Annotated in this window: 13 protein-coding genes; 5 read left to right on the top strand and 8 right to left on the bottom strand. The window is 57.0% G+C overall.

Annotated features, from left to right (window positions below; all coding sequences use genetic code 11):
* Positions 1-43: 43 nt before the first annotated feature.
* The 5 genes from sucD to FHS21_RS09780 form a co-directional block, all read right to left on the bottom strand.
* Positions 44-958: a succinate--CoA ligase subunit alpha gene (sucD, locus tag FHS21_RS09800; RefSeq protein ID WP_114429646.1), complete on the bottom strand. Its 915-nt coding sequence runs from the start codon at positions 956-958 to the stop codon at positions 44-46.
* Between the two features lie 3 nt (positions 959-961).
* Positions 962-2,158 (bottom strand): ADP-forming succinate--CoA ligase subunit beta, encoded by a 1,197-nt coding sequence (sucC, locus tag FHS21_RS09795; RefSeq protein WP_112525033.1) that lies wholly within the window; start codon positions 2,156-2,158, stop codon positions 962-964.
* A gap of 69 nt (positions 2,159-2,227) precedes the next feature.
* Positions 2,228-3,190, bottom strand: coding sequence for a malate dehydrogenase (gene mdh, locus FHS21_RS09790; RefSeq protein ID WP_112525031.1), 963 nt, complete (start codon positions 3,188-3,190; stop codon positions 2,228-2,230).
* 301 nt (positions 3,191-3,491) lie between these two features.
* Positions 3,492-4,682, bottom strand: a complete 1,191-nt coding sequence (gene zapE / locus FHS21_RS09785; RefSeq protein WP_183661780.1) for a cell division protein ZapE — start codon at positions 4,680-4,682, stop codon at positions 3,492-3,494.
* Between the two features lie 58 nt (positions 4,683-4,740).
* Complete coding sequence (locus FHS21_RS09780; RefSeq protein WP_112525027.1) at positions 4,741-5,277, bottom strand: protease inhibitor Inh/omp19 family protein; 537 nt, start codon at positions 5,275-5,277, stop codon at positions 4,741-4,743.
* Between the two features lie 418 nt (positions 5,278-5,695).
* On the opposite strand from FHS21_RS09780, the gene dapF reads away from it, so the two are divergent.
* The 5 genes from dapF (at position 5,696) to FHS21_RS09755 (ending at position 10,534) form a co-directional block, all read left to right on the top strand.
* Positions 5,696-6,589 carry a diaminopimelate epimerase gene (gene dapF, locus FHS21_RS09775; protein ID WP_112525025.1) on the top strand — a complete coding sequence of 298 codons (894 nt, stop codon included), beginning with the start codon at positions 5,696-5,698 and terminating at the stop codon, positions 6,587-6,589.
* Positions 6,589-7,872, top strand: a complete 1,284-nt coding sequence (gene mtaB, locus FHS21_RS09770) for a tRNA (N(6)-L-threonylcarbamoyladenosine(37)-C(2))-methylthiotransferase MtaB (RefSeq protein WP_183661778.1) — start codon at positions 6,589-6,591, stop codon at positions 7,870-7,872. The genes dapF and mtaB overlap by 1 nt, the downstream gene beginning before the upstream one ends.
* Positions 7,873-7,895: 23 nt before the next feature.
* Positions 7,896-9,308 carry a signal recognition particle-docking protein FtsY gene (ftsY, locus tag FHS21_RS09765; protein ID WP_183661776.1) on the top strand — a complete coding sequence of 471 codons (1,413 nt, stop codon included), beginning with the start codon at positions 7,896-7,898 and terminating at the stop codon, positions 9,306-9,308.
* The gene (locus tag FHS21_RS09760) at positions 9,308-9,991 is read left to right on the top strand and encodes a septation protein A (RefSeq protein ID WP_183661879.1); all 684 of its coding nucleotides are present in this window, start codon (positions 9,308-9,310) and stop codon (positions 9,989-9,991) included. The genes ftsY and FHS21_RS09760 overlap by 1 nt, the downstream gene beginning before the upstream one ends.
* Positions 9,992-10,108: 117 nt before the next feature.
* Positions 10,109-10,534: a hypothetical protein gene (locus FHS21_RS09755; RefSeq protein WP_112525017.1), complete on the top strand. Its 426-nt coding sequence runs from the start codon at positions 10,109-10,111 to the stop codon at positions 10,532-10,534.
* Between the two features lie 5 nt (positions 10,535-10,539).
* Here FHS21_RS09755 and FHS21_RS09750 read toward each other — a convergent pair whose 3' ends face one another.
* From FHS21_RS09750 to FHS21_RS09740, 3 genes are read right to left on the bottom strand one after another with little or no spacing between them, the layout of a single operon-like run.
* The gene (locus FHS21_RS09750) at positions 10,540-11,139 is read right to left on the bottom strand and encodes a DsbE family thiol:disulfide interchange protein (RefSeq protein ID WP_112525015.1); all 600 of its coding nucleotides are present in this window, start codon (positions 11,137-11,139) and stop codon (positions 10,540-10,542) included.
* The gene (ccmD, locus tag FHS21_RS09745) at positions 11,136-11,309 is read right to left on the bottom strand and encodes a heme exporter protein CcmD (RefSeq protein ID WP_112525013.1); all 174 of its coding nucleotides are present in this window, start codon (positions 11,307-11,309) and stop codon (positions 11,136-11,138) included. Before ccmD ends, FHS21_RS09750 begins: the two co-directional genes overlap by 4 nt.
* A complete protein-coding gene (locus FHS21_RS09740; protein WP_183661774.1) occupies positions 11,306-12,076 on the bottom strand; it encodes a heme ABC transporter permease in 771 nt (256 codons plus the stop codon). Before FHS21_RS09740 ends, ccmD begins: the two co-directional genes overlap by 4 nt.
* Positions 12,077-12,118 lie beyond the last annotated feature (42 nt).

The following is a 12,118-nucleotide window of genomic DNA, read 5'->3' as shown; positions in this document are numbered from 1 at the left end:
CGGGGCGCCTACCGTCCCGATCCATTCTCGTTATACTAATGTCTCAGCCCTTGAGGACTTCGACCAATGTCTTGCCGAGCTGCGCTGGTGAAGGCGAAACGCGGATACCCGCGGCTTCCATCGCTGCAATCTTGTCTTCCGCGCCGCCCTTGCCGCCGGAGATGACGGCGCCGGCATGGCCCATCGTGCGTCCGGGAGGAGCCGTACGCCCGGCAATGAAACCAGCCATGGGCTTCTTGCGACCACGCTTTGCTTCGTCGGCAATGAACTGCGCTGCATCTTCTTCAGCCGAGCCACCGATTTCACCGATCATGATGATCGATTTGGTCGCTTCGTCGGCAAGGAACATTTCCAGGACGTCGATGAACTCGGTACCCTTTACAGGATCGCCGCCGATACCGACTGCAGTCGTCTGGCCGAGGCCCTCGTTCGTCGTCTGAAACACTGCTTCATAGGTAAGTGTTCCGGAGCGCGATACAACACCCACGGAACCCTTCTTGAAGATGTTACCCGGCATAATGCCGATCTTGCATTCTTCCGGCGTCAGGACGCCAGGGCAGTTCGGGCCGATGAGACGGGAGGTGGAACGGTCGAGGCGCGCCTTGACCCGAACCATGTCCATGACAGGAATACCTTCGGTGATGCAGATGATCAGAGGAATCTCTGCCTCGATGGCTTCCAGAATTGCTTCTGCTGCGCCTGCAGGCGGAACGTAGATGACCGACGCATTGGCGCCTGTACGATCCTTGCCTTCGGCAACCGTAGCGAAAATCGGCAGTTGCGCGCTCGAACCGGTCGGCAGATTGCCTTCCCAGGTCTCGCCGCCCTTTTTCGGATGGATGCCGCCGACCATCTGAGTACCGTAGTACGCCAAAGCCTGTTCGGTGTGGAATGTACCGGTCTTGCCGGTGAGGCCCTGAACGAGAACCTTGGTGTCTTTGTTGACTAGAATAGACATGCCTCAGTTCCCCTTCACAGCTGCGACGATTTTCTGCGCCGCATCATCGAGATCGTCCGCAGAGACGACATTCAGGCCGCTCTCATTAATGATTTTCTTGCCGAGTTCGGCATTGGTGCCTTCGAGGCGAACGACGAGCGGAACCTTGAGACCCACTTCCTTGACCGCAGCGATCACGCCTTCGGCAATGATATCGCATTTCATGATGCCGCCGAAGATGTTGATCAGGATGCCTTTGACCGCTGGATCGGCCGTGATGATCTTGAACGCAGCCGTGACCTTCTCCTTGCTGGCGCCGCCGCCAACATCGAGGAAGTTCGCTGGCTCAGCACCATACAGCTTGATGATGTCCATCGTTGCCATAGCGAGGCCGGCACCATTAACCATGCAGCCGATATTGCCGTCGAGTGCCACATAGGCGAGGTCATATTTCGAAGCCTCGATTTCCTTGGCATCCTCTTCCGTCGTGTCACGGAGTTCGACAACGTCAGGATGGCGGAACAGGGCGTTGCCGTCGAACGACACCTTGGCATCGAGAACACGCAAACGGCCCTCTTTCATGACGATCAGCGGATTAACCTCGAGCAGGCTCATGTCCTTCTCTGTGAAGGCCTTGTAGAGGATCGGGAAAAGCATCTCGCCGTCGGCCTTGGCTTCACCTGTGAGGCCGTATGCGTCATTGATCTTGGCGGTATCTTCTGCAGTCACGCCTTTTTCCGGATCGATCGAGACGGTGATGATCTTTTCCGGCGTGTCGTGCGCGACGCCTTCGATATCCATGCCGCCTTCAGTGGAAACGACGAAAGCCGGGCGTCCGGTGGCGCGATCGATCAGGATCGACAGATAGAGCTCGCGCTCAATGTCGGCGCCGTCTTCGATGTAAAGGCGGTTCACCTGTTTGCCGACAGGACCGGTTTGCTTGGTTACCAGCGTGTTGCCCAGCATTTCCTTGGCGTTGGCAACAACCTCCTCGACCGATCTGGAAAGGCGTACGCCGCCCTTCGCATCCGGTCCGAGTTCCTTGAACTTGCCCTTACCACGCCCGCCAGCATGGATCTGACTTTTTACCACATAAAGCGGACCGGGCAGCGTTTTCGCCCACTCTTCCGCCTGTTCAACAGAGTAGACGGCGACGCCATTGGCGATGGGGGCACCGAACGAGTGCAACAGACGCTTGGCCTGATATTCGTGAATATTCATATGATATTTCCTCTACGAATAATCCGCACACATAGGTGCGGATCGTTTCAGAATTGTTTCAGGCCCGAGTTATTTCAGGTTCGGAGCAATGTTGATGCAGGCCTCGCACAGGCCCGCAACAGAAGCCACCGAAGCCTCGAATTGTTTCTGTTCCGTCTTGTTGAGATCGATTTCGATGACACGCTCGACACCACCAGCGCCGATGATGACGGGGACGCCGACATACATGTCCTTGACTCCATACTGGCCAGAAAGATGCGCTGCGACGGGAAGAACGCGCTTCTTGTCCTTGAGGAAAGCTTCGGCCATCTGAATCGCCGACGATGCCGGCGCGTAGAATGCAGAACCGGTCTTCAGCAAGCCGACAATTTCGGCGCCGCCATCGCGGGTGCGCTGGATGATCTGATCGAGTTTTTCCTGGCTGGTCCACCCCATCTTGACCAGATCCGGAAGTGGGATACCCGCAACGGTGGAATAGCGTGCAAGCGGCACCATGCTATCGCCGTGACCGCCGAGAACGAAGGCGGTGACATCCTCAACGGAGACTTTGAACTCGTCGGCAAGGAAGTAACGGAAGCGGGCGCTGTCAAGAATGCCGGCCATGCCGACAACCATGTTCTTCGGCAGACCGGAGAACTTCTGCAACGCCCAGACCATGGCGTCCAGCGGATTGGTGATGCAGATAACGAAAGCGCCGGGGGCGTACTTCTTGATGCCCGCGCCAACCTGCTCCATGACCTTGAGGTTGATGCCGAGAAGATCATCGCGGCTCATGCCCGGCTTGCGCGGCACTCCGGCGGTGACGATCACTACATCGGCGCCTTCGATTGCCGAATAATCATTGGCGCCGACGAGACTGGCGTCAAAATCGTCAACTGGCGACGACTGGGCGATGTCCAGTCCCTTGCCCTGCGGTATGCCTTCTGCGATGTCGAAAAGCACGATATCACCGAGCTCCTTGAGCCCGATCAGATGTGCAAGCGTTCCACCGATCATGCCTGAACCGATGAGGGCGATTTTATTACGTGCCATGCTGGTTACTTCCTTGATCTGAAGTCGTGACGGACGCCAAAGGACACATCGCAATATTCGGGCAGCTCACGGGCAAACCTTTTACCACATGTCCTTGCGCTGGGACGTTCGAATATTCCTCTTTCAAAAATAACTCAACACAAAATTTTCACCCCAATAAATTCAATCGGTTAGAATTGATGGGATTTACGTAAACGTCAACAAAGTTCGCCCTACAAAAGTTGAACCGCGCCATTTTTAGCATGGAGAACATATCAAAATGATGAAAGAAAGGCGAGTTGGATCACACGCAATTGATAGCTTAAACTTCTGCGGACCGGGGCGGCTGGGCTGACTCGGAACGTGCGCCCGCTTCGGCCAAATAATCCTCACTTTGCATCTCGAACAACCGCGACGCCGTGCGGTCAAATTCAAAGGCCTCGTTGCCTGACTTTGCCACATAAAGCTGGTTCGGCGACGCGGCGGCCGAGATCACCACGTGCACGTGGTGATCGTAGAGGAGATCGATCAGGATGATGAATCGCTTGGCTTCATTGCGTCTCGGCAGATCGAGCACCGGCACAGCATCAATAAAGATTGTCTGATAGCGCTTGATGATCGCGGTATAGTCTGCCGCCCCGAGTGGCTTCGAGCAGAGATCGGCAAAAGTAAAGCGCGCGACGTGCCGCGCTGCCTGGGGGATGATGACCGTACGGCCTTTGACCTTGACACTATCTTGCGTGATGGTCGCGCCAGCGGTCGCGGCGTGCCAAGCGTCATCCATCAATCGGCTCGTTTCATCGTTCAGCGGCGAAAGAAAAACCGGCATGCGGTTGAGCTTCTCCAGGCGATAATCTGTGCGGGCATCGAGGTTGATAACGTCCACGTGAGTTTTCAGAAGATCTACGAACGGCAGGAAAAGCTGGCGGTTGAGACCATCGCGATAAAGATTATCGGGCGCGACATTCGACGTAGCGACGAGCACCACGCCACGCTCGAAGAGCGCCCGAAACAGGCGCGACAGGATCATCGCATCGGCAATATCGGTCACCGTGAATTCGTCGAAACACAGAACCCATGCCTGCTCTGCCAACGCATCGGCAACCGGCGGTATAGGATCTTCTTGTTTCGTTTCGCCCTTCTTGAGAGCCTGGCGGTGCGCGTTGATGCGTTCATGCACATCCGCCATGAAGTCGATGAAGTGCGCCCGACGTTTGCGTTTGACCGGCACCAGTTGATGGAACATGTCCATCAACATGGTCTTGCCCCGACCGACTTCGCCATGGATGTACAGACCCTTGACGATTTCGTGCCGAGGCGCCTTTCGGCTGAAGAGCCAGCCCAGCGCACTGGATTTTGTTGCAAGCCGCTTCGTCGCCACGTCGTGGATCAAACGATCAAATCGATTGGCAAGACGCTGTTGGGATGGATCGTCGTCCAAATCTCCTGCGTGCACAAGCGCATCGTAGCGCTCACGCACGGAGGGAAATACTTTCAAATTATCGTGCGACATGCGAAATGCAGTCTCCGGGTGCGCCCGTGGCGCACTCCAATTTTAGGTCGTAAGATAGCTAACGTGACAGACTAACGTTTTGCCCGCCCGAAGTCTGGCCGTCGAACTTCGATTGGCCGGAAGAATAGAGTTTTGCCACTGTACCGCCAGCCGCATCATAAAGCGTGAGCTGCTTGCCGCTCACAGCCCAGGAAGAGAGGTTGGCGAGTTCGCCCGGGCAGCGCAGAGGACCGGCACGGTAGCCTTGGCCGAACTTGGTCTGCGGCGTCGCAATCTTGCAGCTCTGCCCGCCCATCGAAGCATTCCAGACGCCGGCAACGCTGCTGGCAGTAAGATCGGGAGCATTTTCAGGCGGCAGCGCAGCGACCTGCGTATTGCCTTGCGGGGCTGGAGCAGCGTTACCCGTTGTCGGGGCCGTCGGAAACTGATTGGAGCCGCCCGGCGGCGGCAGTTGGCTCTGGCTCACCGAGCCTGAGGGGGCCGGCTGCAATGGTGCAGGCGCGGTAGAGACAGGATCCATCCGCGAACTCTGGCATCCCGCCAGCGCCATGCCGACAACGGCGACGGCCAGCAAATTGACTTTCAAAGTCCCCATAACTTCAGTTCTCCATCTGCGCATTTGAACTCAGAATGCGATTCCATTCGGCGCTCGTTAACCATCAATACAATGGCGATACTGGCGAAATTTCAACCCGCACCCCAGAAAAACCGCTGTTTTTCTGACCGAACCGGGCATCAGGACCATCAAAAAATGGTAGAACTGACAATATCGCCACACCTTCCAAAGCTGCCCGCGATCAGCCGAGACCGGCGGCATTAACCAATTCAATCATTTCAAGGTGAATAAAGTCTTATGCATTGCAGCAAACCATGACTGGTTGGGCGGCGTCGACGATGCGCGTGAACACGGAACACCAGCAAGACAGAGTCGCGCAGGCACTGGCATTTCTTTCCCTTTTCCGCCATATAAGCCCTCTATCGACAGATGATGGCAATTATAGGCTAGCGAAGGTATGGCGGCATACGCGCAATTTGCGAAGATGAACGGGCTTGGTAACGAAATTATCGTTGCCGATATGCGCGGTCGTGCGGACCGGATTACGGCCGACGCGGCTATCGCGCTCGACCGGGACCCGGCAACCAAGTTCGACCAGATTATGGCCATTCACTCGGCCAGAACCGACGGCACGCAAGCCTATATCGAGATTATCAATTCCGACGGCACTGAGGCACAGGCATGTGGCAATGGCATGCGCTGCGTGGTGCAGGCGCTGAGTTCGGAAACCGGCAAGCGTGAATTCACCTTTGAGACGATAGCGGGAATCCTGACCGCCCGCGAACATCCGGACGGGCAGATATCCGTGGACATGGGCAAGCCGCGCTTTGATTGGCAGGACATTCCCCTCGCGGAACCGTTTCACGATACGCGCAGGATCGAATTGCAAATTGGGCCGATCGATGCGCCGGTCCTGCATTCGCCATCGGTCGCCAATATGGGCAATCCGCATGCGATCTTTTGGGTTGACCAGGACGTGTGGACCTACGATCTCGAGCGGTTCGGGCCTCTCCTCGAAAACCATCCGATCTTCCCGGAACGCGCCAATATCTCCATCGCGCACGTGACAAGCCGCAACGCCATTACCCTGCGTACATGGGAACGCGGCGCTGGTTTGACCAAGGCTTGCGGTTCTGCTGCCTGCGCCGCTGGTGTTTCTGCCGCGCGCACCGGCCGTACTGAAAGGGTTGTAACGGTCACTGTGCCAGGCGGACCGCTATTGATCGAATGGCTTGAAAACGATCATGTGATTATGACCGGACCGGCGGAATGGGAGTTTTCAGGATCTCTGGACCCTGCGACCGGAGCATGGCACCGCGACGAGGTCAAATCCTCGCAGGGAGCTGCGTGATGGCTGTCGATGTCGTCACTTTCGGTTGCCGGCTCAATACCTACGAGTCGGAGGTGATGAAGCGCGAGGCCGATGCTGCGGGTCTTGGTGCCCTGCAAGATGGCGCGATCATCTTCAATACCTGCGCCGTTACCAGCGAAGCTGTGCGCCAGGCCCGGCAAGCCATCCGCAAGGCACGCCGGGATAATCCGCAAGCGCGCATTATCGTTACCGGTTGCGCCGCACAAACGGGCGCTGATGAATTTGCCGCCATGGATGAAGTCGATCTCGTTCTCGGCAACGAGGAGAAGCTGAAATCCAACTCCTATCGCATGCTGCCGGATTTCGGCGTCAACCAGTTTGAAAAGGTGCGCGTCAACGACATCATGGAGGTGCGCGAGACCGCCTCGCACATGGTCGACGCCATCGAAGGACGTGCCCGTGCTTTTGTTCAGGTGCAGAATGGCTGCGATCACCGCTGCACATTTTGCATTATCCCCTACGGCCGAGGTAACTCCCGCTCGGTGCCGATGGGCGGTGTTGTCGAACAGGTCAAGCGGCTCGTCGGCAATGGCTATAACGAGGTGGTGCTGACCGGCGTCGACATGACCAGCTATGGACCGGATCTTCCGGGAAACTTGCGGCTGGGCAGGCTGGTGAAAACCGTACTCAAGGAAGTACCGGACTTGCAGCGGCTGCGCCTTTCCTCCATAGACTCGATCGAAGCCGACGAAGACCTGATGGAAGCGCTGGCGACTGAAAAACGCATGATGCCGCATCTGCATCTATCGTTGCAGTCGGGCGACAACATGATCCTGAAGCGCATGAAGCGCCGCCATCTGCGTGAAGATTCAATCGAGTTTTGCGAGAATGTCCGGAAGATCCGGCCGGATATCGTTTTTGGTGCGGATATTATCGCCGGTTTCCCAACCGAGACGGACGAGATGTTCGAAAACTCAGTCCGGATTGTCGAGGAATGTGGTTTGACGCATCTGCACGTTTTTCCGTTCAGCCCGCGTGAAGGAACGCCCGCTGCGCGCATGCCGCAGGTTAACCGCCAGAGCATCAAGGCACGCGCGGCAAGGCTGCGGGCCGCAGGCGACATGGCCTATCGCCGCCACTTGCAAAGTCTCGTTGGCACGACGCAGAAAATTCTCATCGAACGTGAAGGCCTTGGCCGGACGGAGGGTTTCACTCTCGTTGGTGTCGATGATGGAGTGCCGGGCCATATCATCGAGCGCACGATCAATGGCCATGACAGCGACAAGCTGTTGGCTAGTGATAGTAGCCAGCGCGCGGCATAATCTTAATTAGCAAAGCAGTTTTCATGGCTCTGGGTTTCATCAAGAAGATATTCTCCTTCGGCAAGAAGGAGGTCGAAGAGGTTCCGGTTGAGAAGCCCTCAGGCGAGGTCGATCAGCTACCGACGGCTGAGCAGCTCTATGAGGATACAACGGCACAGGAAGCATTGAATGTGCCTGCCGAAACTATTCCTGCTGAAGCAGAACCAGTTGTTGAGGAACAGACCGTCGCCTTCGAAGACACGGCGGCAGAACCTGAGTTACTTCAAGACATCGAACCTGTCATCGTCGAACAGACCGCGATTGAACCGTCGCCAGTCGATGAACTCATCGAAGCCACGGATGAGATTGAATCGCCAATGGGTGAGGCAACAATCGAGCCGGTGCCGATCCCTGCCCCCGAAGCTCCGGTCGCCGAGACGCCGGAACCCGTCGTTGCCCCGAAGCCATCGAAAGTAACTGTTAGCCGTACGGTCGAGGAAAAACAGGTTGAACAACCCGCCATTGCAGAACCGGAAAGGCGTCTTTCCTGGTTCGAGCGCCTACGCAAGGGGCTGTTCCGTTCCTCCCAGCAACTCGGCGATTCCATTGGCAGCATCTTCACCCGGCGCAAGCTGGACGAAGATACGTTGCAGGATCTGGAAGACGTGCTGATCCAGGCAGATCTCGGTATGGAGACCGCCATCCGCATCACTGGGGCCTTGAGCGCGACGCGCTACGGCAAGGATATCAGCACGGAGGAAGTCCGCACCATCATGGCAGCGGAAATCGAGAAGGTGCTGGGCCCGGTGGCCAAGCCCCTGGAACTCGACCTTTCGCACAAACCGCACGTCATCCTTGTTGTTGGGGTCAATGGCACCGGCAAGACCACGACGATCGGCAAGCTTGCCGCCAAGCTTACGGCGGGTGGCCTTAACGTCATGCTCGCCGCGGGCGATACGTTCCGGGCCGCGGCCATCGAACAGTTGCACATTTGGGGCAAACGCACCGGCGCCCCTGTCGTTTCCTCCAAGCTTGGCGCTGATGCGGCGGGGCTCGCCTTCGATGCGTGGAAACAGGCGAAGGAAGCCGGAAGCGACGTTCTGATCATCGATACGGCCGGTCGTCTGCAGAACCGGGCGGAACTGATGGACGAACTCGCGAAGATCGTTCGTGTGCTCGGCAAGAACGATCCGGAAGCGCCGCATACGGTGTTACAGACGCTCGATGCGACGACGGGGCAGAATGCTCTCAACCAGGTTGAGATTTTCAAGAACATCGCCGGCGTCAATGGTCTCGTGATGACCAAGCTTGACGGCACAGCACGTGGTGGCATCCTTGTCGCCATCTCTGCGAAACATAAACTGCCGGTCTACTTCATTGGCGTCGGCGAGCAGGTCGAAGACCTCGAACCTTTCGCCGCAAGCGATTTTGCCAAAGCCATCGCAGGAGTTGCATGATGGAACAGCCCATATTCGAACGTGATCCATCGGATCCGGCAGCCAGAACCGATCCGGCGCGCAAGGAGATCAATCCGCTGCTCAAGCTGGTTCTGGAACTCGGCCCGCTGATGGTGTTCTTTTTCGCCAATGCGCGCGGCGAATGGTTGATCGAACGCTTTCCCGCCCTCTCCAATATTGGCGAGCCGATTTTCATCGCGACCGCCCTGTTCATGGCGGCCACGGCGATTGCACTTGCGGCTTCCTGGATTCTGGTGCGCAGCCTGCCGATCATGCCGCTGATCTCCGGCATTGTCGTGCTGATCTTCGGTGCGCTGACGCTATGGCTCCACAATGAAACCTTCATCAAGATGAAGCCGACCATCGTCAATGCATTGTTCGGGATCATCCTGCTCGGCGGACTTTATTTCGGCAAATCCCTGCTCGGCTATGTTTTTGACAGTGCCTTCAAGCTGAATGCCGAGGGCTGGCGAAAGCTGACCATGCGATGGGGGATATTCTTCATTTTCCTCGCGGTACTGAATGAAGTTGTGTGGCGCAGCTTCTCGACCGATTTCTGGGTGGCGTTCAAGGTTTGGGGCACCATGCCGATCACGCTGCTCTTCACCTTTGCGCAGATGCCGCTCGTGATGAAATATTCTATCGAGCCTGCAGCCGAGAAAGCGTCGAGCAAAGACCAATAAGACCGCCACAATCCGGCTGAAAAGGGTCATAATTTCCGCCTGATCACGACGAAATCCCGCCGTGATCCACGCTCAAGAATTACGTTACCGGCAACTAATTCTCAGAAAGTGTGACCAATGAAGACGGCTCTCATCGTAATGACCCTGATGGGTTGCGACTGCGATGCGAAAATCTGCGAATATATAAAAACAGCAGATGCCGGCTGGACCAGTATCGAACGATGCAGAGCGGACCAGGAGAACCAGATTCGTCAGAACACGAAGGTCGACTATCCGTTGATCACCGCGACATGTACCGTGAAATCTGCTCTTGAATCAGTGGTCGCCGGCAGGTCTTTTACGGTTCCTGAGCCCGCTGCGGACCGGCCAATAGAAACGCTTGCACTTGGCACGCCTATCGCTGCGCCGGTCACGGTCGCAACGAAAACGAAATTCGGCTATCGGATGATCACTGTTCCGCTCACCCACGCCTATGATAGCACGGCGACGGCCGCAACAAGAGCCGCGGGCTGGGTACGGCGCTATGCCATGCTGGAAAACTGAAAGCCCTAATTCGCCTTTAGCGCTGCCTCGATGGCAGGCATGACATCGTCGCGGATCGAGTCTTCCGTCAAAGGTCCGACATGCTTGTAGGCGACGATTCCATCCTTGCCGATAAGGAAGGTTTCCGGCACGCCATATACGCCCCACTCGATTGCGGCCCGGCCGTTCATGTCGGCTCCGATGGCGGCGTAGGGATTGCCGAGTTCGTCGAGGAAGCCGAGGACGTTCTCGTTTTTATCCTTGTAGTTCAACCCGGTGAGCCGAAACCGCTTGTCTTCACCCAATTGCATGAGCAGCGGGTGTTCGACACGGCAGGGCACACACCAGGAGCCAAAAACATTGACGAGCGTGACCTGCCCCTTGAAGGCTGCCGGATCAAGCCCAGGAACCGGCTGGCCATCCTTTTGCAATCCGCTCACGGCCGGCAGCGACACATTGGGAGCGGGTTTGCCAATCAGCGCAGACGGAATGACCGATTCATCGCGGCCCGACGCAAGCTGGAATGCGAAAACAGCGGCTAGGGCGGCAAACAGGATAAGCGGCAGGAAGACAAAGAACAGGCTGCGCTTTCGTGGAGCCTTTTCGACTTGCTCCTGCCCCGTCACGATGCGTTATCCATCTTCGTCTCGGACCTGCGACGCACCCCGCGCGATTCCAGCTCCTGCAGCGCCTGACGCTGGCTGCGTTGATCGATGAAAATCCATCCGATCAAGGCAGCAAGGACAATGATGGCAGCGCCATAGGAGGCAAGCACGAAACCGGTATGGCTGATCATGACACTGTTCCCCGATCTGCGCTGCGGGCAGCAACGCGGCGCATCGCCGTGACGCGGCGGCGCCAGATTTCGTTGCGCATCGCCATCAGGTGCAACGTGAAAAATAGAAGCGTGAAACCGATTGCCATGACCAGCAATGGCCTAAGATAAGACTGGTCGAGGGTTGAGCCACCCATGCGCAGGACTGACGCGGGCTGATGCAGCGTGTTCCACCAATCGACCGAAAACTTGATGATCGGAATATTGATGAAGCCGACAAGGGTGAGGATAGCCGTGGCCCTTGCCGATTTTGCCGGATCATCCATGGCACGGGTAAGCGCGATGATCCCGAGGTACATCAGAAACAGGACAAAAACGGAGGTGAGCCGCGCATCCCAGACCCACCACGTGCCCCACATCGGCTTCCCCCAAAGCGAGCCGGTGATCAGCGCCAAAGCAGTGAAGACAGCCCCGATCGGCGCAGCAGCCTTGGCGGAAACATCGGCCAGCGGGTGGCGCCATACCAGTGTTCCTAGCGCCGCGACGCTCATGATCGTGTAACACATCATCGAAAGCCAGGCGAAAGGCACGTGGATGAACATGATCTTGACCGTTGAGCCTTGCTGGTAATCGTCGGGCGCGTTCATTGACATCCAGAAGCCGATGGCCAGCACAAGTACGGTAAGTCCGCCGAGCCACGGCAGAATGCCGCCTGCCAGGCTCAAAAACCGCGTAGGGTTGGCCAGATCAATCCATCGTCCCGTCTTGGATACTGCGTCACTCATCACATACTCTTAGCTTTCTGATGCCCGTTTCGCAATTCATCACGT

It is taken from the genome of Phyllobacterium trifolii (assembly GCF_014192095.1).
Lineage (GTDB): Bacteria > Pseudomonadota > Alphaproteobacteria > Rhizobiales > Rhizobiaceae > Phyllobacterium > Phyllobacterium trifolii.
The sequence above is the reverse complement of the archived record's forward strand: the minus strand, read 5'-3'. Positions and strand labels throughout refer to the sequence as shown.